This is a genomic window from Polaromonas sp. (assembly GCF_012927485.1).
Classification (GTDB): domain Bacteria; phylum Pseudomonadota; class Gammaproteobacteria; order Burkholderiales; family Burkholderiaceae_C; genus Polaromonas.
In genome coordinates, this window is record NZ_JABBPC010000008.1 from 69,942 (window position 1) to 90,960 (window position 21,019).

Genomic DNA, 21,019 nt, shown 5'->3' on the forward strand with positions numbered 1-21,019 from the left:
CGCCTGCGGCGCCTGTTTGTGCTGGACTGCACCTCTCATTTCTTTACCGCGCAGTGCTGCGCGGTATCACCTTCTGGACTGCAATGAACTCGTCGTCTTCTTTTGTGCTTCCCGTCGCCGCGGCATCGCTACTGGCCCGTCTGCCCGCCTACCCGGGCTCGGTGCTGCTTGTGAGTGCGCTCAATGTAGGCTTGGCGCGCCACCTTCCTGCCGACGTGCGCCAGTTTCTGTTGGAAAAAAAACTGCGCATCCATGTTCGTGATGCGCGGCTGACGTTCGATTTTGCGTGGAGGGGTCAGTGCTTCGCTGCCTGCCCCGAGCAACAGTCCACCGACCTGATCCTGAGTGCCAGCGCCCATGATTTTCTGCGCCTCGCCCAGCGACAGGAAGATCCGGATACGCTGTTCTTTAGCCGCCGGCTGTCGATTGAGGGCGACACAGAACTGGGCCTGGTGGTCAAGAACGCGCTTGACGCTTTGGAGCTTCCCGTGCTCGATCTGCAGCACTGGATGCCAAAGCAGCTGCTTGCCCGGTTCACCCTCTGGCGGTCTGCCGGAGAGGCCCCGCGCGATTTCCGAGAGAAGGCATGAGCACCTTTGAAACACGCCTTCCGCTGGTGTATTCCTGTTCGGGTTGCTCTAGCGCCGCGCAGCTGGCCAACCAGGTTGCGCTGCAACTGGACCGGCGCGGTGTCGCCGAAATGTCCTGCATTGCCGGCGTCGGCGGCGACGTGCCCTATCTACTGAAGATTGCACGCTCCGGCAGGTCCATTGTTGCGCTCGACGGGTGCTCGCTGGTCTGCGTACAAAGCTGTTTGGCGCGTCACGGCATCACCGCCGACCGCCACTACCAGCTGCAGCAATACGGTGTGAAAAAACGCCAACATGAGGACTTTGATGCAGAGCAAGCGCGACGGGTGCTTGAGCGCGTCGAGGCTGATCTGCGGACCGCAGCGCTGGCGAAGGCTGCTGCAGAACCGGCGCAGGCCCATGGCTGATAGTTCACCCTCACGCCGTATCATCGTCGCCATCTCGGGTGCGAGCGGCGCGGTATACGGTGTGCGCCTGCTAGAGGTATTGCGCACCCTGCCGGGCATTGAGATCCACTTGGTGGTGTCGGATGCTGGCTGGTGCAATCTCCACCAGGAGCAGAGCAGCAGCCGCGCTGCTGTCGAGGCCCTGGCCGATCAGGTGCACGATGTGCGCAACGTGGGCGCCACGATTGCCAGTGGCTCCTTTCCTTGCAGCGGCATGGTGATAGCGCCTTGCTCGATGCGCACACTGGCGGCGGTGGCGCACGGCCTGTCGGACAACCTCATCACCCGCGCAGCCGACGTGGTGCTCAAGGAGCGTCGGCGCCTGATCCTGATGGTGCGGGAATCGCCGCTGCATCTGGTTCATCTGCGCAACATGATCAGCGTGACCGAGATGGGCGCTATCGTCTGCCCGCCGCTTCCCGCATTCTATTTACGCCCGCAGTCCGTGAGCGATATCGTGGACTACAGCGTGGCGCGCGCGCTAGACCTGCTCGCGGTGCCCCATAACCTGGCGCCGCGCTGGGAAGGGCTTGCAAGGCCCGATGCAGCGTGTAATCCACCCCCGGATTGACATGCCCTATCGTGACCTGCGTGACTTCATGGCTCAGCTGGAACAGACCGGCGGCCTGCGCCGGGTGGCTGCGCCGGTATCGCCGTATCTCGAGATGACGGCGTTGTGTGACCGCGTTTTGCGCGTCGGCGGGCCGGCCCTGCTGTTCGAGCACCCCACTGGGCACCAGATGCCCGTACTGGCTAATCTGTTTGGCACTCCCGAGCGCGTCGCGCTGGCCATGGGGGTGTCAGACCTGCGCGCGCTGCGCCCGTTCGGCGAGGTGCTGGCCTCGCTCAAGGAACCGGAGCCGCCCAAGGGATTCAAGGACATGTTGGGTCTGGGAGGTCTGCTCAAGACCCTGTGGCATATGGCGCCCAAGGAGCTGGGATCTGCCCCATGCCAGCAGGTGGTATGGGAAGGCGCTGATGTGGACTTGGCGCGGCTGCCGGTGCAGCATTGCTGGCCCGACGATGTGGCGCCCTTAATTACCTGGGGCTTGGTCATCACGCAAGGACCGCACAAACCGCGCCAAAACCTGGGCATCTATCGCCAGCAGGTGCTGTCGCGCAACCAGCTCATCATGCGTTGGCTCGCGCATCGCGGCGGCGCACTTGATTTTCGCGACCATTGCGCCCTGCACCCAGGGCAGCCGTATCCGGTGGCAGTGGCGCTGGGCGCGGACCCGGCCACTATCCTGGGTGCCGTCACGCCGGTGCCCGACAGCCTCTCGGAATACCAGTTTGCCGGCTTGCTGCGCGGCGCCCGCACGGAGGTTGTACGCGCTTTGGGCAGCAGCCTTCGCGTGCCAGCGACGGCCGAAATCGTGCTCGAAGGCCATATTTACCCCGATCCCAACCACCCCAGCGGTTTTGAGCATGCGCTCGAAGGCCCGTTTGGCGACCACACAGGCTACTACAACGAACAGGCCTGGTTCCCGGTGTTCACCGTGGACCGCATCACGCTACGCCGCGACCCGATCTATCACTCCACCTACACCGGTAAGCCCCCAGACGAGCCGGCGGTGCTCGGTATGGCCTTAAACGAACTGTTCATTCCGCTCCTGCAACGCCAGTTTCCCGAAATCACCGATTTCTACCTTCCGCCCGAAGGCTGTAGCTACCGCATGGCCGTGGTGCAGATCAAGAAGGCCTACCCCGGCCACGCACGGCGCGTCATGATGGGCGTGTGGAGCCACCTGCGGCAGTTCATGTACACCAAGTTCATCGTTGTCGTGGACGAGGATGTGGACGCGCGCGACTGGTGCGAGGTGATCTGGGCGCTGACGACGCGCATGGACCCGGCACGCGACACTCTACTGGTCGAAAACACGCCTATCGACTATCTGGACTTCGCCTCGCCCGTGAGTGGACTGGGCAGCAAGATGGGGCTCGACGCCACCAACAAGTGGCCAGGCGAAACGCAGCGCGAGTGGGGCCGCCCGATCGTCATGGACGCTGCCGTTCAGGCACGTGTCGACGGCATCTTCCAGTCATTGGGACTGTGATCAGTGAGGATGCAAGTCACTCGGCCCGACGCGTGTCGCCTGCGTTCTGACAGCGCGCCCTGACGCTTGGACAATACGGCATGGACTTTGCCCATTCCCCCAGAGCGCAGGCTTTGCGCCAGCGCCTTGAAGCTTTTATGCAGCGCTATCTGCTGCCTTACAACGCCGCCTGGTACCGGTCGGTGCAAGAGGGCGTTTACCCGCCGCCTTTTTTAGAAGACCTCAAAGCCTTGGCGCGCGAAGAAGGGTTGTGGAATCTATTCCTGCCCGATTTGCAAGAGGACGAGCCCGGCACGCGCCTGGGCCACCTTGACTATGCCCCGCTGGCAGAAATCATGGGCCGCCTGCCCTGGGCTTCGGAAGTGTTTAACTGCAGTGCACCCGACACCGGCAACATGGAGCTACTGCATCGTTTCGGCACACCTTCACAACGCGCGCAGTGGCTGCAGCCGCTGCTGGAAGGCCACATCCGTTCCGCCTTTGCCATGTCAGAGCCCGACGTTGCCTCGTCTGATCCCACCAACCTGCAGACCGCGGTACGGCGAGAAGGCGGGAAACTGGTGCTCAACGGCCGCAAATGGTTCATCACTGGTGCCGCGCACCCACACTGCAAGCTGCTGATCGTCATGTGCCGCAATGGCAGCGATGTCGACGACGCGAAGGCTGAAGCGGGATCCCAAGGCCGCGCCCACCATCAGCACAGCATGGTGCTGGTGCCACTGGACACGCCTGGCGTGCAGGTGGTGCGCAATATTCCCGTGGTCCACCACCACGCGCCAGAAGGGCATTGCGAAATTCTGCTGCGCGATGTCCGCGTGCCATCTGACCACTTGCTGGGACTCTGGGGCGAAGGCTTTGCCATGGCGCAGGCCCGCTTAGGCCCGGGGCGCATTCATCACTGCATGCGGGCTATTGGGCAATGCGAGCTCGCGCTGGAACTGACCACCGAGCGCACGCTCGAGCGGCAAGCCTTCGGAAAATATCTGTCGGATTTTTCGAACGTGCAGGACTGGATTGCCGAGTCCCGCATCGAGATCGATCAAGTGCGGCTGCTGGTGCTGCGCGCCGCCTGGACGCTCGATCAACAGGGAGTCGATCCGGCACTGCTGCGCGCGCAGGTGGCCGCGATCAAGGTGGTGGCGGCTCGCCTGCAGACGCGCGTGGTGGACCGCGCTATGCAAGCGTTCGGCGCCATGGGCTTGTCGCCCGATACCCCGCTGGCTTATTTTTGGACTTGGGGCCGCGCTCTGCATCTGATGGACGGACCCGATGAGGTCCACCTGCGCACCGTAGCTCGATACGAGTTGGCGCAGGCACGCGCCCACAAGGGTGACACCGCCGCCTACTTCACCACCCCCGAACAGTTGCAGGCACCGCCACGCATCCGGTAGGCGGGCATCAAAAACCTAGACGCATCGCAGGCCAAAACTAGCCTGTCAGGCACAACGGCCGCATTTTCTTTATGCGAGTTCGGCTTTGGCTTCCTCGCGCAGGATGGCCATTTGGAGGTCGCTCATGACGCGAGAGTCGCTCTTGGCCAGAGCCCACAGACGCTGGTCGGAGCGCTTTTCGGCCATTTTGCGCCACCAGCCACTCAGGCCGACTTTCAAGCGCGCGGCTACATTGGTGGCCATGCCCGCAAAGAGCGCGAGGGCAGTAAATGCCACGGCCCATAGCGCCATCCACATTACGACCAGATGGCCTTCCGTCACGCTGCCCAGTAAGCGGTAGGCAATCACCATGACGGCGGCGGCCATGGCCGAAAGCAGGAAAGTAGCCAAACCGCGGGTGCCGAAGAAACCTTGGCGCATCTTCCGCGCAGTGTCATAGGCCGACTCGGCATGGCCATCGACCAAGTGCTGAGCAGAATATTTGAGGTTGACGAAAGCAGTCATGAAAGACTCCGGTTATTTAGCTGAACCACTCCCAAAGAGCTACAGCGGATATCGGCATATTAGGGTTAATACTAATGTTATTCAACTTTATCTTTGTGATGCTACTCATTTGAGTTGGTGATAACTTATTGCGCCATACAGCGAAAACCTGAGGACCGTTCTTGAGTTCCCCCAACTTTCGTACTCTGGACCTGAATCTGCTTCGCGTTTTTGACGAAGTCATGGCCGAACGGAGTCTCACCCGGGCGGCGCGCAACCTGTCGCTGACCCAGCCTGCCGTGAGCAATGCCCTGCGCCGTCTGCGCGAAACGCTGGGGGATGAATTGGTGCAGCGCAGCGGCCAAGGCATGGCCCCTACCGCTCGCGCTATTGCCATCTGGCCCGCCGTGCGTGATGCGCTGGAGCAGTTGCAGGCGACGATCGCACCAGGCGCGTTCGTACCGGGCCAGGCCACCACCACCTTCGTGCTGGCCATGGCCGATGCCACCGCAGCCGAGCTGATGCCCGGGCTGATTGACATTCTTGAGCAGGAGGCGCCTGGCGTGTCGATGCGCGTGGTGCCGCTGACGACGCGCGATCCGCGCGGTCTGCTCAACGATGAAGTGGCTGACCTGGCGGTGGGACATTTCCCGTCCGTGCCAGCCGATCTGACGGTGCGGGCGCAAACTGGCGAGGCGGTCGCTTTTTCCCACGAGCGCCTATACGACGGAGAGTATGTTTGCGTTATGCGCGCAGGCCACCTTCTGGCGACCGGCCCTTTGTCGCTCAACCAGTATTGCGCAGCGCGCCACATGCTGGTGAGCTTTTCCGGTCGACCTTACGGATTAATTGACGAAACGTTGGCGTCCCTGGGCCGCGAACGCCGGGTGGTTTTGACCGTGAATCAGTTTTTTACTGCGGGTCGGGTCGTTGCCAACTCGAATCTGCTCACCGTGTTGCCGCGTCATTTTGTGCGGGTAACCGGCATCGCTGAACAACTGGTGCTCAGTCCGCTGCCTTTTGATGTATCCCCCGTGCATGTCGATGCAATGTGGCACCGCCGCTCGCAACAGCTTAGTTCGCATCAATGGTTGCGGCAGATAATCGGCCGCGCGGCGGAAAAGGCGTTCACCGTATAACTTCATTGACCTTGTACTGATCTAAAACATAAGACGGCGCCCGTAAAGCCCGGTAGCTCCGGCGCAGTCCAAAGCCTGGACTGACCTGCTGGCTTGTCCACCGTCAATACGGAACTTCAGCGAACGACGCTAAGGTAGGCGCAGGCAGCACTGCGCAGTTCTTGGGCCTGATGCGGGTTACGGCCTGCATCAGCCTCGGCGCGCTCCATCAGTTTTTGCGCCACGTCATTCGAAAGCGTCGCGCGGGTGGGTTGCGATGAGGAGAGTAAACGGGCGAGGTGGGAAAGAATGTTTTTCATATAAATTGACCAACTCTCTAGGGAAAGATTCCGATGAGTTAAAGATAAGGGTTTTCCCTTGTCTTTACAAGCTTCGGTCGTCAGTTTGTCATGCATAAAAAGCATAGATAACAGAATTGAGGAACATATCGCGCTCAATAACGAGCGCCTAAAGCGTGATTCGCGGATACCGATCACCAGCCATCGGTAGCTGGGAAAACCAGCATGCGGCAGCTACCAACGAGGTGCGAAAAAGCGGATTAACTGGGCCGATACCGTTTTTCAGCAAGTCCTCTGCGTGAAGGAGGGATGGGTTCTCCCGCACAATCACCGGGTGAATATCCAGCTCCTCTCCGACATACACCTCGAATCAAATCCCCATTTCAAAGCGCAGCCGCTAGCCGGCGCAGATCTGTTGGTATTGGCCGGTGACATCGGTTCTTACCAGAGCGGTTCGCTGCTGGGCAGCTTGAACATCAGCGACTTTGGGCTGGCGCGATTTTCGCCCCTTCCGGTTAGCCAAGGTGGCGCAGGCTGGCCGACACCGGTGGCTTTTTTGCCCGGCAACCATGAGTACGACGGGCTCGACTTTGACGATACGCATGCGCGGCTGCGTGAGACTTGCGACCGATTGGGCTTGGTTTGGTTGGAGCGCGAAACGGTGGTGATACACGGTGTGCGCTTTGTGGGCTGTACGCTGTGGACAGACTTCGATGCGTTAAGCGTCGATCACGCGCGGACCGGAAACGTCACTATCGGAGAGCAACTGGCGGCGCGCGAAAAAGCATTTCGTGCTGCCAATTTCTATTTAAGGAAGAACCACTCTCTTCGCGAAGGCCGGCCCCTGATGGCCGAGGAGGTGCGCGAAGAAGGGTTGAAGAGCCAGGCCTGGTTGCGGCAGGCGCTGGCAGTGACGTTTAAAGGGCCTACCGTGGTGGTGACACACTTTGCGCCCAGCCTGCTGAGTGCTGACCCCCGCTATGGTCTCACGCCGGGCACGGCTGGATTTTGCAATTCCATCGACGAACTATTGCCACGGGCGGAGCTGTGGTTACACGGGCATCTGCACTGCTTCAATGACTACGTGAGTCACGGCTGCCGCGTGGTCGCCAACCCGCTGGGCTACGCGCGCAAAGCAGAACAGCTGGGTTTCAAACCCGATTTATTGATCGAAATCGACTCGTAGCCCCGACGTGCATTCGTTAGGCGCTAAAAATCGGGTCAAAATTAGAAGTCTCCGTGCAAAGGGACGATTCGTAGCCTTGTCCAACAAGGTGGGAGTGTGAACAGCTCGCGTATTTCCAAGCAGGAATGAGCCTGAGGCTGATCGTGATTTCCGGCGCGTGGGGTAAGCCTTGGCCTGGCGTAACCGGCGCACTGGAAATTGCTCTCTAGAAAAGCGCATTTTGGTGGTGAACCTGACAGGCAGGGCGTTACTGCGGGTCGGGTGAGGGTTTTGAAGCGCAACGATGACAGATCAACGCTGCGATAGTCGGCCGCATGCGGTCGAAATGTCTATCCGTTTATCCGTCGAATGAGTTTTGCGTTCACTCCGCGTCAATGTGCCCAAGACGGGAACGTGACCTTACGTCGACCTTCGATCAGCCATCAGCAGGTTTCACAGGCGCGGCCACCTCGCCGGTAAAGCCGTAAAGCAGTCTTTTGGTAGTCGCCTCGATGCGACCTTCTGCCGGCACATTGGACACGATCTCCCAGCCATTGTCTTTGGCCAATGCCAGCGCTTGCGCAAACGCCTGGTTTGGCGGAATAGCCAGTTTCAATGAGGCCAGGTCTGGATAGGCCTCGCGCTGCAGGGTAGCAACCTTCGCCCAGGGGTAGTCTGTAGGGACAGGAGTGGCCAAAAAAAAAGGCATCCTGGGTATCGGTGCCTATGTCATTGATGGCCGGATAGGTCCGGCCCGCATACTCCCACTGGATGGCCATTACGATCAATGCCAGCGATGCAGCGATGCCCAGCACCTTTCACCCAAGTCTGCAGCCCGGCAACGTCCAAGCGGTCGCGCCACGCCATGGCCAAGCCGATGATGGCCAGAAGTCCCAGAATCAGGAACCAGCGAAATAAAGTCCTGTTGATTATGAAATGTGGTGATCAGACCAAGTCCGGTGGTTGATGGCGTAGTCCCGCACTTCACCCTTGAACGGCATCATCAGCACGCCATCCAGACGTGCTACCTCACGCGGATCGGTATGACCGTGAATACCAAAAGTCATACCCAGTTGGCCGGCGCGGGGCTGCTCGCGATAGGTGCCTAACAGGCGATCCCACCAAGACAAGTTGAATCCAAAGTTGGAGTTGGTCTCGTCATCCTCGATGGAATGGTGCACGCGGTGCATGTCGGGCGTGACGATGATCCAGCGTAGCATGCGGTCCAGGGTTGCAGGCAGACGGATGTTGCCGTGGTTGAACATAGCCGCCGTGCTGAGCACTACCTCAAAGATTACCACCGCGACGATAGGCGGACCCAGGACGGTGATGGTGGCAAACTTAATCAGCATCGACAGCACGATCTCTACAGGGTGAAAGCGCGACCCGGTGGTCAGGTCGTAGTCCAGGTCAGCGTGGTGCACACGGTGTAGCCGCCACAGCGCAGGGACGGCGTGAACCATGACGTGTTGCAGCCAGATAACAAAATCCATGGCGATGACGGCTAGCGGCACGGCGAGCCAAAACGGCACCTGAAAATGGTTGAGTACACCCCAGCCATTGGCCGCGCAATAGGCTGCCACTCCCACCGCCGCGGCGGGCCAAAGCAGTCGCAGTAGCACCGTATTGAGGACTACCAAACCAAGGTTGCTGCCCCAGCGCAAGTATCTGGACAGGGTCAACACACGTTGAGGCGCCAACGCCTCCCAAATGCCAATCAAGGCGAAACCGCCAAAGAAGAGACTCAGCCGGATTGCCGGCTCGTGCGCAAGGACAAACTGTTCAAATTGCATAGTCGTCTCCACTTATCTATCGCAAAAATTTGCGTTAGTTTATTAATCATTCATTCTAACGGATGTTAGAATATTAATCATGAACAATCGATCACTCAAAGACCTTTTGTACGAGCAGGTCGCCCGTGTGGGGAAGGCGCTTTCCAGCCCGAAGCGGCTGGAGATCCTGGAAATGCTGGCTCAGGGTGAGAAGGCAGTGGAGACGATTTCCGCTGAAGTGGCCATCGATAACAAGCTGGCCAGTGCGCATCTGAAGGCATTGAAGGAGGCCCGCCTGGTACAAACCCGTCGCGATGGCAAACGCATGTTTTATAGCCTCACCGGGAGCGATGTTGCTCAGCTAGGCGTCACGCTTCGCCAGGTGGCGGAGGAGCATCTGGTCGAACTGCGCATGGCGCTGCAGCAGATGATGGCGGAGCCGGACCGCATGGTCAGCGTGGGAGGCAAAGAGTTGATGGCTCAGGCCAAACGCGGCGAGATCATCGTGCTCGATGTCCGCCCCGAGAACGAATACAACACGGCCCATCTGCCGCATGCGCGCTCATTGCCGTTGTCGGAGCTGGCCCATCGCTTGGCCGAGTTGCCCCGCGACGTCGAGATCGTCGCGTACTGTCGCGGCCCGTTTTGCCTGATGTCTAACGAGGCGGTCAAGCTGCTGCAAGCCCGTGGCTACCATGCCCGAAAAACATTCGATGGGGTGAGCGAGTGGCTGGCAGCAGGTCTGCCGATTGCAAAAAACTGATTACTTAGGGAGAAACTTATGCCATCGATCCTGTTCATCCTCAACGATGCCCCTTATGGCAACGAGCGAGCTTACAACGCACTTCGTCTGGCGGCAGCGGTAGCCGGCAAAGAAGGACAGCAAGTTCGGATGTTCCTGATGGCCGATGCGGTGACCTGTGCCAAAAATGGGCAGAAAGTACCGGAGGGTTATTACAACGCGCAACTGATGCTGGGCAAGGTCGCGCGCAAGGGCGAAGTGCTGCTGTGCGGCACCTGTATGGACGCACGTGGTCTGCGGGTTGAAGAGATCATGGAGGGGGCCCAGCGCGGCACTCTGGCACAGCTAGCCGACTGGACCGTCGAGGCTGACAAAGTGCTTGTGTTCTGAATTTAATGACTGGAGGAAAACATGAGACTACCCCTGATCACAGCCACGCTGCTGGCTATTGCCTTGCAAGTCAGGCCGTTTCCTGCCGTTGCTGAAGAAAAAGCCGTCGTAGAGGCGATGGAGTCCTATCTGGATTTCGTTGACTATGGAGGCGCCACCATCTTGCCGGAGCAAATACCGAAGGGTGACTGGAAGAAATTCTTCATCATTGACACCCGTGATAAGGATCAGTTCACCAAAGAACACATTCCCGGCGCCGTCAACATCGAATGGCGCCGCACTCTAGCCGAGCGAACTCGCATTCCAAAAGACAAGCCAGTGCTGCTTTATTGCAACACGGGATTGTTGTCAGCCCAAGCTGGCTTTGCGCTGCGGGTAGCCGGCTATGAGAATGTGTGCATCTTGTAAGGCGGCTTTGCTGAATGGAAAGCCAAGGAAGGTACCGATACGGCTGAAAAAGCAACTACCCCTTGAAGCGGTTTGCTACCATTCTGGGTGCAGGCGCTGATTCGCGCATTGGCCGGTCACCGTCGGCATACCCCGCTATCGGTGGCGACTTGCCCTCTCCTGGAGTTTTACATGAGCAGCGAATACATTTTTTTCGACGAAGCGCTCCGAGACCGTTTCATTGGCTTTGTTACCAATCACGGAATTTCCAGCCAGGTTCGGCCTGACCAGATCGAGGGGTTTGTGGTTGAACTACCTGATGGGCTGTCAGAGGACATCCAGTCGGCCATAGAGGCAGAAAACGAGGTGTTGATGGAACTGCAACGAGATATGGTCAACGCTGCAGAGGGCGACGAGGCTCGGGATGTGATGGGCATTACCGTGACGTTGCCTGACGGCCAATCTTGCTTGGTTCGTCTACCGGCCGCTTATGGACGCCGTCTGGTCGAGCACTTCACCTTCCAGGAAATTCACGAGCTTGTCTCTGTCATTGCCCAGAACGTGGCTAATCCAGTGACCGGATCTTTGTGTAGCCAAACTTGACGCTAAGGAGGGTCAATATTCAAGCGGCGCCGACAGTTGGGAAAACCAGCGCGCGGCAGCTACCGTTGAGGTGCGAAAAAACGGTTCAGCTGGGCCAACACCATTTTTCAGCAAGTCGCCTGCGTGAAAGACAGGTGGGTTCTCCCGCACAATCACGGGGCGAATATCCAGCTCCTCTCCGACATACACCTGGAATCAAATACACGCCGGCTACGCGCGCAAAAGATAACAGCTGGGTTTCAAGCCCGATTTATTGATCGAAATCGCCTCGTAGCCCAGACGCGCATTCGTTGCGCGCTAAAAAGAGGGTCAAAATTAGAAGTTTCCGTGCAATGGGACAATTCGCGCAATGGAGTTATTGATTGTTTCGTTCGCCTCCTTGGCGGCAGGGTTTGTGGACTCGATCGTCGGGGGCGGCGGCCTGATTCTGGTGCCGACCCTGTTTGCCGTTTTTCCCACCACGCAACCGGCCACGCTGTTCGGCGTGAACAAGGGGGCCTCGGTATGGGGCACGGCTGTGGCTACCGCTCAGTATGCCCGGCGCGTGAACTTGCGATGGGCAGCGTTGCTACCCGCGGCAGCAATGGGATTTGTCGCTTCGTTGGCTGGTGCCTGGTTAGTCACAAGCATTTCCGCAGGATTTTTACGCAAGGCACTGCCCTTCGTGTTGCTGGCGGTGCTGATCTACACCTTGGTCAAGAAAGAACTGGGTCGGCACCATACGCCTCGTTTTACGGGCCATGCCGAAACGGCTGTTGCCTGTTGCATAGCTCTGTTGCTGGGTTTCTACGATGGATTTTTCGGCCCGGGGACTGGAAGTTTTTTAGTCTTTTTGTTTGTGCGCTGGCTAGGCTACGACTTTCTAAACGCCTCAGCTTCCGCCAAGCTCCTCAATACCGCCACCAATCTGGCGGCGCTGGCGCTGTTTGCCTACACCGGACATATCTGGTGGCATTTCGCCTTGACCATGGCGGTGGCGAATGTGGCGGGCAGCTTGCTCGGCACGCGGCTGGCGCTTAAACACGGCGCGGGCTTCGTGCGTCTGGTGTTTATCGGGGTAGTAAGCACGCTAATTTTGAAAACCGGGTTTGACGCTTTTCTGAAATAGTCGTGACGTCGCTAGGACCATGGTTAAAGCCCCAAGGCCTGCGCCCGATCTAGTCCGCGTTCGGGTCGAGCGCCGTGACGGGTGGTACGAATTTGCTGACCGCTTCGGCAATCGCCGTCGCTTTCTTGGCGGCCTTAGCCACTTTTGCCGCCGCCGCTGCAGCCTGCAGCCCCGCCGGGGGTACAGGCGCTGCACCGCCCACCCCGGTTACAAGCAGCCCGGCCATGTCAGCCGCCAAACGTGGTTTGCCAATCGGTGCGCCAGCCAACCCTTTCTGCACCGCTGCCATGTCTTCCTCGCTGGGATACTGGCCGAGCAGCACATAGTCGAACACCCGACGGGCAATGGGCGCGGCCACACCCGCACCCCAGCCGGCGTTTTCAACGATTACCGCCAGCGCAATTTTGGGGTTGTCAGCCGGCGCAAATGCCATATACACCGCGTGATCGCGCTGGTGCTCCTCCAGCTTGGCACCGTTATATTTGTCCTTCTGGCCGATCGTCACCGCCTGTGCCGTACCGGTTTTTCCGGCACTCAGATAACCCGCCCCGGCAAACACTCTGGCCGAAGTGCCTTCCAGCGTCACGCCCACCAACGCTTTGTGGACAATGGCCAGGTTTTCGGCCTTGTAGCCTAAATCGACGGGAGGTTCTGCGGGCAGCGGGTGCATCGTGTGCGTCAACGGGTCTTGCGTGCCGATCACCAGCCGCGGCTTGTGCTTGATGCCATTGTTAGCCAGAATTGCGGTGGCCTGCGCCAGCTGCAGCATGGTGAAAGTGTTGTAACCCTGTCCAATTCCCAAGGAAATGGTCTCACCCAGATACCATTTTTTCTGCTCTGGCTTTTTATAGGTATTGCGCTTCCATTCCTGGCTAGGCAGCACTCCGCGCACTTCGCCGTTAATGTCGATACCAGTGATCTGCCCAAAGCCCAGCGGCTTCATGAAGTCATGGATCGTGTCGACGCCAAGGTCGTTGGCCAATGAATAGAAGTACACGTTGCTGGATTTCACGATGGCGCGGTACATATCCACCGCGCCCAACGCGATGTCGCCGTGGCTGCGGAAGGTGTGCCCTCCAAATGTGTAGGAAGCGTTGTCATTGACGATAAAGCTTGGCGAACGCTTGCCGGTTTGCAGCGCTGCCATGGCCATGAACGGCTTGTAGGTCGAGCCAGGCGGGTAGGTGCCGCGAAGTGCACGGTTCAACAACGGCTTATCAATAGACTCGTTCAGGGCCTGCCAGCTTTCGGTATCAATACCGTCAACGAAAAGGTTGGGATCGAACGTCGGCTTGCTCACGAACGCCAACACGTCGCCGGTCTTCGGATCCAACGCCACCAGCGCACCTCGACGGTTCCCGAACATGTCTTCGACTAATTTTTGCAGCCGGATGTCCAGCGACAGCATGACGGTATCGCCGGGCGTGGCGGGATTGGTGGCAAGCTTGCGCACGGCCCGACCGGCGGCGGACGTTTCGACCTGTTCGACACCCGTGGTGCCGTGCAGTTGCTGTTCGAAACTTTGCTCAACGCCGAGCTTGCCAATGTAGTCGGTGCCGCGGTAATTACCTTCATCGTCACTATCCTGGATGATCTCCTTCTCCGCCGGGTTGATGCGCCCCATATAACCAATTACGTGGCTGCCCAACTCCCCAAGGGGGTAGCTGCGGAACAACCGGGCCTTGATGTCTACACCCGGAAAACGAAAGCGCTGCGCCGCGAACCGTGCCACTTCCTCGTCGGTCAGGCGGGTGCGTATGGGCAGTGATTCAAAATTCTTCGACTCATCGCGCAGGCGTTTGAAGCGGCGCTTGTCGCGCAACTGGATGTCCACCACCTTCCCCAGCGCCGTGATGGTTTCATCCAGATTGTCGATCTTGGACGGTGTAATCTCGAGCGTATAAGCCGAGTAGTTGGACGCCAGTACGACGCCGTTGCGGTCCAGAATCAAGCCGCGGTTGGGGACAATAGGAACGATGGCGGTGCGGTTGCTTTCTGCCTGTTCGTTCAAGTCCTCGTGGCGAACCACCTGCAGAAACACCAGCCGCGCGATCAGCAACGCGAAAGCAAAGAGCACCACCAGACTGGCCACCAGTACACGTGAACGGAAGCGGCACAGGTCAACTTCAACGTTTCTAAGTTCAGTCATGGACATGAGACTGGGCGCCCGCTAATAAGTGCCGCGAAACGCAGGTGCAAGGCAGAAAAATCGCCTCGCTCCCTCGGCCAGCAGCAGGCGGCGCGAAGTGAACAGCGCGGAGGCCACATTCACAACGGTCGATTCTCATCCGGGTCGGGCGCGCGGCGCTGGGGCACCAGCAGCAGCACGCTGACGACCGGCCACAACAAAGACTCCGCAAGCGGGGCCACCAGCAGGACCCAGCCCGGAAAAATCCCGCCGCCTAGCATGCGGATAACGAGCTCCACGCCGTGCGCTGCTGCAAAAATTGGAAGCACCTGCAGTGCCTGCGATGGCACCGAGAACCAGAGCAGTCGGCGATGAATAATAGAGGCGAAAAAGCTCAGCGCCGTGTAAGACAGCGCATGCTGCCCGAGCAGGGAAGACTGGTGCACATCCATGGTCAGGCCGAAGATAAAGGCGACGCCAATTCCCACCCGCAGTGGTTGGTGCACATTCCAGAAAACGAGCACCAACGCCAGAAAGTCCGGCATCCAGGGCACGCGCCCCAACGGCAGCATGTCCAGTAGCATCGCTGCAATCAGGCTGAACCAAATAAAGACCGGATTGGCGGGTAACAGCAATTGCTGCCCGGTTCGCATAATCATTTGGCAGCTCTTTTCTTGGCGGGAACGTCTGGCGCAGCGCTATCGGGCCGAGGCGGTATCTGATTCGTGAGAGGCTTAACCACCATGACGTGCAGTGCGCCTGAGACGAGCGCTTGCGGCGTGCAGTAAATTTTGGCGAAAGCCGACTGAGCGCGCCGCTCAATCCGGCTGATCTTGGCCACGGGCAAACCCGGAGGGTAGACGCCATCGACCCCGCTGGTGGTCAGCAAGTCGCCCTGCTGCAAGTCAGAATTGCTGCCCATGAAGCGCAACTCCAGCCCGCTGCCGGAAGCGGTGGGGTCGCCATAGGCCACACTGCGCGCGCCGGTCCGCACATTGAGCACGGGGATGGCCAGATCACGGTCCACCACCAGCGTGACTTCGCTGACCAGCGGATAGACGCGCGTGACCTGCCCCAGGACACCGGATTCGTCCAGCACCGGCGAACCCAGATCCACCCCCTGGAGCAAGCCTTTGTCGATAATGACTTTGCGCGTGTAAGGGTCCGCCGCGTCATACAGCACTTCGGCAGCCATGACCGACGTAGCGAGCTGTTTGCGCAATCCCAGCAAGTTACGCAACCGGTTGTTTTCGAGAATCAGCTGCTCGACCTGGCCGGCGCGCAACGATTGCAGCGCCAATTTTTTGCCGGCGTCTTCACTGTCGGATTTAGCCTGGGTCAGACTGGTCAAGTAGTTGTTACCGCTTTTGAATAAATGTACCGGTTGCAGAGCCAGCCACTGCACCGGGTACAAGGCCGTGATCAGCACCGCGCGAACCGGCTGGGTGATTTGAAAGCGTGCGTCGGCGACCATCAGAAGCAGCGACAGTGCGCTAAAGAACACCCATTTTGAAAACGCCGTAGGTCCCTGTTTAAAAAAGGGCGGAGGTGATTTATCGAGGGTTCCTAAGGACATGGTTCGCGGTCAAGCGGTACCCGCTTCCTGCGGTCAGTGTGAAGGGCGGCGTGAGGGTCGTAGTGAGAGGGCTGCTATTCCGAGGTGAAGATCGAACCCATCCGGTCCATGCGCTCCAGCGCAATGCCGCAGCCGCGCACCACGCACGTCAGCGGGTCTTCGGCCACCAGCACTGGTAGACCGGTTTCTTCGGCCAGCAAGCGGTCCAGGTCGCGCAGCAGGGCACCGCCGCCGGTCAGCATCATGCCGCGGTCGGCAATGTCGGCCCCCAACTCGGGCGGCGTCTGCTCAAGCGCGTTCTTCACCGCACTGACGATATTGTTGAGCGGGTCGGTCAAGGCTTCGAGAATTTCGTTGCTCGAAATGGTGAAGCTTCGCGGCACGCCTTCCGACAGGTTGCGGCCCTTGACTTCCATTTCCTTGACTTCTGAGCCCGGAAAGGCTGAACCGATGCACTTCTTGATGGCTTCAGCCGTGGGCTCGCCAATCAGCATGCCATAGTTGCGGCGGATGTAGTTGATGATGGCTTCGTCGAAGCGATCGCCACCCACCCGCACACTGCCTTTGTAAACCATACCGCCCAGCGAGATGACGCCTACCTCAGTGGTGCCGCCACCGATATCGACCACCATGGAGCCGCTGGCCTCCGAAACAGGCAGGCCCGCGCCGATGGCTGCCGCCATCGGTTCCTCAATCAGGTACACGTCTCTCGCCCCGGCGCCCAAGGCGCTCTCACGGATTGCCCGACGCTCGACCTGGGTAGAACCGCAAGGCACGCAAATGATGATGCGGGGGCTGGGCTTGAACAGGCTGCGCGGATGCACCATCTTGATGAACTGCTTGAGCATCTGCTCGGTCACAGTGAAGTCGGCGATCACGCCGTCTTTCATGGGGCGAATCGCTTCGATGTTGCCGGGCACCTTGCCCAACATCGCTTTGGCTTCGCGGCCAACGGCCTGGATACTTTTTTTGCCTTGCGGGCCCCCTTCGTGGCGAATCGCCACTACGGAAGGCTCATCCAGCACAATGCCGCGGTCCCGCACGTAAATTAAAGTGTTGGCGGTGCCGAGGTCGATCGCCAGGTCGGTGGAGAAGTACCGACGGAATGCTTCAAACATATGCAAAAATCCGGTTGGGCATGAGCAATCTTCGTTGCTGCATCGCCTTTATATATTTAGTTAATGATTCAGGGAAGTTAGGCGACAGTCTTTCGAAAGACTGTTTTTGGCACTTATAAACCGCCTAATGAGTGCAACCAGTCCCGATTTCACACCAAAGGCAGGATAATAACGCATCCCCCGCAAATCTAGAACGCCGCAAGCAACGTTTTCTCAGCCTTACGCCTCGTTTCAGTTCCAGTTTCTTGCAGTCCTCCTTCGCCTGAAATCATTCATTACCACCCATGGCATTGACATCCCAAGACATCGCACGCGTCGCCAACCTAGCGCGACTTGAGTTGCGGCCCGACGAAACCGCGCACACCTTGCAACAGCTGAACGGTTTTTTCACCCTGGTGCAGCAGATGGGAGCGGTCAACACCGATGGTGTGGAGCCGCTGGCTCACCCGGCTGCGGTGCTCGGCGAAGTCGCCCTGCGCTTGCGCGACGACATTGCGAGCGAAACCAACCAGCGCGAGGCCAGCCAGGTCAGCGCCCCCGCAGTGGAACGCGGCCTGTTTCTCGTTCCCAAGGTGATCGAATGAGTTCGAACATCCGCCACACTCCTCATGCCGACCTGCATGATCTTGGCGTAGCGCAACTTGCCGCCAAGCTGGCTTCCCGCGAAGTCTCCAGCGTGGAAGTGACACAGCATTTTCTTGCACGGATTCAGCAGTACGACAGCCTGGGCGCTTTTCTGGCCACGAACGCCGAGGTGTCGCTGGCGCAAGCCCGTGCCGCTGATGCGCGGCTGGCCGCTGGAGAGCGGTCGCCCTTGCTGGGTGTGCCGCTGGCCCACAAGGACGTGTTTGTAACGCGCGATTTCGCCACCACCGCCGGCTCGAAAATGCTGGAAGGTTACCGCAGTCCCTTTGATGCGACTGTGGTCAGCAAACTTGGCGTCGCAGCCGGGGGCGCCGGCATGGTCACGCTGGGCAAGCTCAATTGCGATGAATTTGCGATGGGTTCCGGTAGCGACAACAGCGCTTACAAACCCGTGCACAACCCTTGGGATACCTGCCGCGTGCCTGGCGGCTCCTCTGGCGGCTCTGCTGCGGCCGTGGCGGCACGCCTGGTGCCCGCTGCCACCGGTACCGACACCGGTGGATCGATTCGCCAACCCGCCTCGTTGACGGGCATCACCGGCATCAAGCCCACCTACGGCCGCTGCTCCCGCTACGGCATGGTGGCTTTCGCCTCCAGCCTGGATCAAGCCGGTCCAATGGCACACAGCGCTCTGGACTGTGCGCTTTTGCTATCGGCCATGGCCGGCCCCGACCTTGACCGCGACTCGACATCGCTGGACCTGCCGGCCACCGACTACGCTATGAATCTAATAGCGGCTTGTGAGCAAAAGAAAGACGCTACGCCCCTAAAAGGTTTAAAAATAGGGTTGCCTACCCAGTTTTTTGGAACGGGCTGTTCGCCCGACGTGCTCGCCGCCGTTCGCGCCGCGTTGGCCGAATTTGAAAAGCTGGGAGCCACGCTGGTCGACGTGAGCCTGCCGCTGACCGAGCTGTCGATTCCGGTCTACTACGTTATTGCACCGGCCGAAGCCAGTAGTAATCTGAGCCGCTTCGACGGTGTGCGTTATGGCCACCGCGCCGCGCACTACACGGACCTGACCGACATGTACAAAAAGTCGCGCTCGGAAGGCTTTGGCGACGAAGCCACGCGCCGCATCATGATCGGCACCTACGTGCTCTCCCACGGCTACTACGACGCCTATTACCTAAAAGCACAAAAAATCCGCCGCCTGATTGCCCAGGACTTTCAAAAAGCGTTTACCCAATGCGACGTAATTGCAGGGCCTGTCTCCCCTACTGTGGCCTGGAAGATCGGTGAAAAATCGGACGATCCGGTGGCCAGCTACTTGGCTGACATCTACACACTGTCCTCTAGCCTTGCGGGTCTGCCCGGCATGAGCGTTCCGGCAGGTTTCGGTGCGTACGGCATGCCGGTCGGCCTGCAATTGATTGGCAACTACTTTAAAGAAGCGCAACTGCTGGGCACTGCGCACCAGTTCCAGCTGGCGACGGATTGGCACGAAAGAACGCCGGGAGCTATGACATGAGCAATGACGCTAAATCGCTGCTGGTGCAGGGCTACGAAGTCGTCATCGGATTCGAAACCCACACCCAGCTGACCACGCAATCGAAAATTTTCAGCCGTGCTTCCACGGCCTTTGGTGCGGCGCCCAACACGCAAGCCTCTGCGGTGGACTTCGCCCTGCCCGGTGCCCTGCCGGTGATGAACAAAGGCGCGGTTCAACGCGCCATCGAGTTCGGACTGGCCGTGAACGCGCATATTGCGGAGCAAAGCGTCTTTGCTCGCAAAAACTACTTTTATCCCGACCTGCCCAAGGGCTACCAGATCAGCCAGTTCGAGATTCCGGTGGTGCAAGGCGGCAGAGTGGAGTTTTTTCTTGGTGACGAGAAAAAATCTGTTCGCCTGGTGCGTGCCCACTTGGAAGAAGATGCCGGCAAATCATTGCACGAAGACTTCATCGGACTCAGCGGCATCGACCTTAACCGCGCCGGTACGCCGCTATTGGAAATCGTGACTGAACCCGACATGCGTTCCAGCGCCGAAGCCGTGGCCTACGCCAGGGAGCTGCACAAAATCGTGACCTGGATCGGCATTTGCGACGGCAACATGCAGGAAGGCAGTTTCCGCTGCGACGCCAACGTGTCGGTGCGCAAACCGGGCGCGCCATTGGGCACCCGCCGCGAAATCAAAAACCTCAATAGTTTCAAATTCATGCAGCAAGCGATGGATTACGAGATACGCTGGCAGATTGGGCAGCTTGAGGATGGCCACGCGATTCAGCAGGCCACGGTGCTGTTTAACGCAGATACTGGCGAAACCCGTGCCATGCGAAGCAAGGAAGATGCGGCGGATTACCGCTACTTTCCCGATCCGGATTTGCCGCCACTGATGATCGGACGGGATTGGGTGGAGCGCGTCCGCTCGGAAATGACGGAGCTGCCGCGTGTGATGGCTCAGCGGTTCGTGGCCGATTACGGATTACCGACCTACGATGCCGGGCAACTCACGCAAAGCAAGCCCATCGCAGCGTACTTCGAGGCCGTCGCGCTAGCGAGCAAGCAACCCAAGCTGGCCAGCAACTGGGTGATGGGCGAGCTGTCGCGCCGGCTCAATGCCGAAGAAAAGTCCATTGAAGTGTCAGGCATCAGTGCCCACCAACTGGCCGTTCTGATCGGCCGGATTGCCGATAACACGATCTCCAATAATGCGGCTAAACAAGTGTTTGAGGCTTTGTGGACCGGCGAGGGGAAAGACGTTGACGCGCTGATCGAGGCGAAAGGCCTCAATCAAATGAATGGCGCCGACGAGCTCGAAAAAATAATTGACGAGGTGCTGGCGGCTAACTCCAAAAACGTTGAAGAAGTCCGTGCTGGCAATAGCAAGGCCTTTAACGCACTCGTCGGCCAAGCGATGAAGGCGACCAAAGGCCGGGCTAATCCGGCGCAGGTCAACGACCTGCTGAAGAAAAAGCTGGCTTGACGGGCGACAAGCTGCGGATCGACCGAAGGGTCGGGCCGGCCTCTAATTTGGCATTGAAAATATAGCGATAGACATCGTA

General features: G+C 59.1%; 23 protein-coding genes. 15 read left to right on the plus strand and 8 right to left on the minus strand.

Annotated features, from left to right (window positions below; all coding sequences use genetic code 11):
- Nucleotides 1-83 precede the first annotated feature (83 nt).
- From HHJ16_RS02395 to HHJ16_RS02415, 5 genes are all read left to right on the plus strand, one after another.
- Complete coding sequence (locus tag HHJ16_RS02395) at nucleotides 84-590, plus strand: SCP2 sterol-binding domain-containing protein (protein ID WP_293640361.1); 507 nt, start codon at nucleotides 84-86, stop codon at nucleotides 588-590.
- Nucleotides 587-997, plus strand: coding sequence for a putative zinc-binding protein (locus HHJ16_RS02400; protein ID WP_293640363.1), 411 nt, complete (start codon nucleotides 587-589; stop codon nucleotides 995-997). The genes HHJ16_RS02395 and HHJ16_RS02400 overlap by 4 nt, the downstream gene beginning before the upstream one ends.
- The gene (locus HHJ16_RS02405; protein WP_293640365.1) at nucleotides 990-1,607 is read left to right on the plus strand and encodes a UbiX family flavin prenyltransferase; all 618 of its coding nucleotides are present in this window, start codon (nucleotides 990-992) and stop codon (nucleotides 1,605-1,607) included. The genes HHJ16_RS02400 and HHJ16_RS02405 overlap by 8 nt, the downstream gene beginning before the upstream one ends.
- Nucleotide 1,608: 1 nt before the next feature.
- Nucleotides 1,609-3,093 carry a 4-hydroxy-3-polyprenylbenzoate decarboxylase gene (gene ubiD, locus HHJ16_RS02410; protein ID WP_293640367.1) on the plus strand — a complete coding sequence of 495 codons (1,485 nt, stop codon included), beginning with the start codon at nucleotides 1,609-1,611 and terminating at the stop codon, nucleotides 3,091-3,093.
- Between the two features lie 80 nt (nucleotides 3,094-3,173).
- Nucleotides 3,174-4,484, plus strand: a complete 1,311-nt coding sequence (locus HHJ16_RS02415) for an acyl-CoA dehydrogenase family protein (RefSeq protein ID WP_293640369.1) — start codon at nucleotides 3,174-3,176, stop codon at nucleotides 4,482-4,484.
- Nucleotides 4,485-4,553: 69 nt separating this feature from the next.
- Here the strand turns inward: HHJ16_RS02415 and HHJ16_RS02420 are convergent, their stop codons facing one another.
- Complete coding sequence (locus HHJ16_RS02420) at nucleotides 4,554-4,988, minus strand: hypothetical protein (RefSeq protein ID WP_293640371.1); 435 nt, start codon at nucleotides 4,986-4,988, stop codon at nucleotides 4,554-4,556.
- 221 nt (nucleotides 4,989-5,209) lie between these two features.
- Between HHJ16_RS02420 and HHJ16_RS02425 the strand changes: the two genes are divergently transcribed.
- The gene (locus HHJ16_RS02425) at nucleotides 5,210-6,106 is read left to right on the plus strand and encodes a LysR family transcriptional regulator (protein WP_293640415.1); all 897 of its coding nucleotides are present in this window, start codon (nucleotides 5,210-5,212) and stop codon (nucleotides 6,104-6,106) included.
- A gap of 116 nt (nucleotides 6,107-6,222) precedes the next feature.
- Here the strand turns inward: HHJ16_RS02425 and HHJ16_RS02430 are convergent, their stop codons facing one another.
- Nucleotides 6,223-6,405 carry a hypothetical protein gene (locus HHJ16_RS02430; protein WP_293640372.1) on the minus strand — a complete coding sequence of 61 codons (183 nt, stop codon included), beginning with the start codon at nucleotides 6,403-6,405 and terminating at the stop codon, nucleotides 6,223-6,225.
- 313 nt (nucleotides 6,406-6,718) lie between these two features.
- Between HHJ16_RS02430 and HHJ16_RS02435 the strand changes: the two genes are divergently transcribed.
- Complete coding sequence (locus tag HHJ16_RS02435) at nucleotides 6,719-7,570, plus strand: metallophosphoesterase (protein WP_293640373.1); 852 nt, start codon at nucleotides 6,719-6,721, stop codon at nucleotides 7,568-7,570.
- A gap of 415 nt (nucleotides 7,571-7,985) precedes the next feature.
- Here the strand turns inward: HHJ16_RS02435 and HHJ16_RS02440 are convergent, their stop codons facing one another.
- The gene (locus HHJ16_RS02440; RefSeq protein WP_293640374.1) at nucleotides 7,986-8,246 is read right to left on the minus strand and encodes a hypothetical protein; all 261 of its coding nucleotides are present in this window, start codon (nucleotides 8,244-8,246) and stop codon (nucleotides 7,986-7,988) included.
- Nucleotides 8,247-8,478: 232 nt separating this feature from the next.
- Entirely contained in the window at nucleotides 8,479-9,342 is an 864-nt protein-coding gene (locus HHJ16_RS02445) for a sterol desaturase family protein (RefSeq protein ID WP_293640376.1), read from the minus strand.
- Between the two features lie 79 nt (nucleotides 9,343-9,421).
- On the opposite strand from HHJ16_RS02445, the gene HHJ16_RS02450 reads away from it, so the two are divergent.
- The 5 genes from HHJ16_RS02450 (at nucleotide 9,422) to HHJ16_RS02470 (ending at nucleotide 12,551) form a co-directional block, all read left to right on the plus strand.
- A complete protein-coding gene (locus HHJ16_RS02450) occupies nucleotides 9,422-10,084 on the plus strand; it encodes a metalloregulator ArsR/SmtB family transcription factor (RefSeq protein ID WP_293640378.1) in 663 nt (220 codons plus the stop codon).
- Nucleotides 10,085-10,102: 18 nt separating this feature from the next.
- Complete coding sequence (locus HHJ16_RS02455) at nucleotides 10,103-10,453, plus strand: DsrE family protein (protein ID WP_293640379.1); 351 nt, start codon at nucleotides 10,103-10,105, stop codon at nucleotides 10,451-10,453.
- A gap of 21 nt (nucleotides 10,454-10,474) precedes the next feature.
- Nucleotides 10,475-10,861 (plus strand): rhodanese-like domain-containing protein, encoded by a 387-nt coding sequence (locus HHJ16_RS02460; protein ID WP_293640380.1) that lies wholly within the window; start codon nucleotides 10,475-10,477, stop codon nucleotides 10,859-10,861.
- A gap of 171 nt (nucleotides 10,862-11,032) precedes the next feature.
- Entirely contained in the window at nucleotides 11,033-11,443 is a 411-nt protein-coding gene (locus tag HHJ16_RS02465; RefSeq protein WP_293640381.1) for a hypothetical protein, read from the plus strand.
- Nucleotides 11,444-11,792: 349 nt separating this feature from the next.
- A complete protein-coding gene (locus HHJ16_RS02470) occupies nucleotides 11,793-12,551 on the plus strand; it encodes a TSUP family transporter (protein ID WP_293640382.1) in 759 nt (252 codons plus the stop codon).
- A gap of 49 nt (nucleotides 12,552-12,600) precedes the next feature.
- On the opposite strand, the gene mrdA is transcribed toward HHJ16_RS02470, so the two are convergent.
- The 4 genes from mrdA to HHJ16_RS02490 form a co-directional block, all read right to left on the minus strand.
- Entirely contained in the window at nucleotides 12,601-14,700 is a 2,100-nt protein-coding gene (mrdA, locus tag HHJ16_RS02475) for a penicillin-binding protein 2 (RefSeq protein WP_293640383.1), read from the minus strand.
- Between the two features lie 119 nt (nucleotides 14,701-14,819).
- The gene (mreD, locus tag HHJ16_RS02480) at nucleotides 14,820-15,338 is read right to left on the minus strand and encodes a rod shape-determining protein MreD (protein WP_293640384.1); all 519 of its coding nucleotides are present in this window, start codon (nucleotides 15,336-15,338) and stop codon (nucleotides 14,820-14,822) included.
- Complete coding sequence (gene mreC, locus HHJ16_RS02485) at nucleotides 15,335-16,255, minus strand: rod shape-determining protein MreC (RefSeq protein ID WP_293640385.1); 921 nt, start codon at nucleotides 16,253-16,255, stop codon at nucleotides 15,335-15,337. The genes mreD and mreC overlap by 4 nt, the downstream gene beginning before the upstream one ends.
- Nucleotides 16,256-16,329: 74 nt before the next feature.
- Complete coding sequence (locus HHJ16_RS02490; protein ID WP_293640386.1) at nucleotides 16,330-17,373, minus strand: rod shape-determining protein; 1,044 nt, start codon at nucleotides 17,371-17,373, stop codon at nucleotides 16,330-16,332.
- A 284-nt stretch (nucleotides 17,374-17,657) separates the two neighbouring features.
- Here HHJ16_RS02490 and gatC point away from each other — a divergent pair, with 284 nt between their 5' ends.
- From gatC to gatB, 3 genes are read left to right on the plus strand one after another with little or no spacing between them, the layout of a single operon-like run.
- Nucleotides 17,658-17,957 (plus strand): Asp-tRNA(Asn)/Glu-tRNA(Gln) amidotransferase subunit GatC, encoded by a 300-nt coding sequence (gatC, locus tag HHJ16_RS02495; protein WP_293640388.1) that lies wholly within the window; start codon nucleotides 17,658-17,660, stop codon nucleotides 17,955-17,957.
- Nucleotides 17,954-19,486, plus strand: a complete 1,533-nt coding sequence (gene gatA, locus HHJ16_RS02500; protein WP_293640390.1) for an Asp-tRNA(Asn)/Glu-tRNA(Gln) amidotransferase subunit GatA — start codon at nucleotides 17,954-17,956, stop codon at nucleotides 19,484-19,486. The genes gatC and gatA overlap by 4 nt, the downstream gene beginning before the upstream one ends.
- Nucleotides 19,483-20,940 (plus strand): Asp-tRNA(Asn)/Glu-tRNA(Gln) amidotransferase subunit GatB, encoded by a 1,458-nt coding sequence (gatB, locus tag HHJ16_RS02505; protein WP_293640392.1) that lies wholly within the window; start codon nucleotides 19,483-19,485, stop codon nucleotides 20,938-20,940. Before gatA ends, gatB begins: the two co-directional genes overlap by 4 nt.
- Nucleotides 20,941-21,019: the final 79 nt, after the last annotated feature.

Coding starts and splice junctions, on each gene's coding strand:
- HHJ16_RS02395 (WP_293640361.1), top strand. CDS start 84: ATGAACTCGTCGTCTTCTTTTGTGCTTCCCGTCGCCGCGGCATCGCTA.
- HHJ16_RS02400 (WP_293640363.1), top strand. CDS start 587: ATGAGCACCTTTGAAACACGCCTTCCGCTGGTGTATTCCTGTTCGGGT.
- HHJ16_RS02405 (WP_293640365.1), top strand. CDS start 990: ATGGCTGATAGTTCACCCTCACGCCGTATCATCGTCGCCATCTCGGGT.
- ubiD (WP_293640367.1), top strand. CDS start 1,609: ATGCCCTATCGTGACCTGCGTGACTTCATGGCTCAGCTGGAACAGACC.
- HHJ16_RS02415 (WP_293640369.1), top strand. CDS start 3,174: ATGGACTTTGCCCATTCCCCCAGAGCGCAGGCTTTGCGCCAGCGCCTT.
- HHJ16_RS02420 (WP_293640371.1), bottom strand. CDS start 4,988: ATGACTGCTTTCGTCAACCTCAAATATTCTGCTCAGCACTTGGTCGAT.
- HHJ16_RS02425 (WP_293640415.1), top strand. CDS start 5,210: ATGGCCGAACGGAGTCTCACCCGGGCGGCGCGCAACCTGTCGCTGACC.
- HHJ16_RS02430 (WP_293640372.1), bottom strand. CDS start 6,405: ATGAAAAACATTCTTTCCCACCTCGCCCGTTTACTCTCCTCATCGCAA.
- HHJ16_RS02445 (WP_293640376.1), bottom strand. CDS start 9,342: ATGCAATTTGAACAGTTTGTCCTTGCGCACGAGCCGGCAATCCGGCTG.
- HHJ16_RS02450 (WP_293640378.1), top strand. CDS start 9,422: ATGAACAATCGATCACTCAAAGACCTTTTGTACGAGCAGGTCGCCCGT.
- HHJ16_RS02455 (WP_293640379.1), top strand. CDS start 10,103: ATGCCATCGATCCTGTTCATCCTCAACGATGCCCCTTATGGCAACGAG.
- HHJ16_RS02460 (WP_293640380.1), top strand. CDS start 10,475: ATGAGACTACCCCTGATCACAGCCACGCTGCTGGCTATTGCCTTGCAA.
- HHJ16_RS02465 (WP_293640381.1), top strand. CDS start 11,033: ATGAGCAGCGAATACATTTTTTTCGACGAAGCGCTCCGAGACCGTTTC.
- HHJ16_RS02470 (WP_293640382.1), top strand. CDS start 11,793: ATGGAGTTATTGATTGTTTCGTTCGCCTCCTTGGCGGCAGGGTTTGTG.
- mrdA (WP_293640383.1), bottom strand. CDS start 14,700: ATGACTGAACTTAGAAACGTTGAAGTTGACCTGTGCCGCTTCCGTTCA.
- mreD (WP_293640384.1), bottom strand. CDS start 15,338: ATGATTATGCGAACCGGGCAGCAATTGCTGTTACCCGCCAATCCGGTC.
- mreC (WP_293640385.1), bottom strand. CDS start 16,255: ATGTCCTTAGGAACCCTCGATAAATCACCTCCGCCCTTTTTTAAACAG.
- HHJ16_RS02490 (WP_293640386.1), bottom strand. CDS start 17,373: ATGTTTGAAGCATTCCGTCGGTACTTCTCCACCGACCTGGCGATCGAC.
- gatC (WP_293640388.1), top strand. CDS start 17,658: ATGGCATTGACATCCCAAGACATCGCACGCGTCGCCAACCTAGCGCGA.
- gatA (WP_293640390.1), top strand. CDS start 17,954: ATGAGTTCGAACATCCGCCACACTCCTCATGCCGACCTGCATGATCTT.
- gatB (WP_293640392.1), top strand. CDS start 19,483: ATGAGCAATGACGCTAAATCGCTGCTGGTGCAGGGCTACGAAGTCGTC.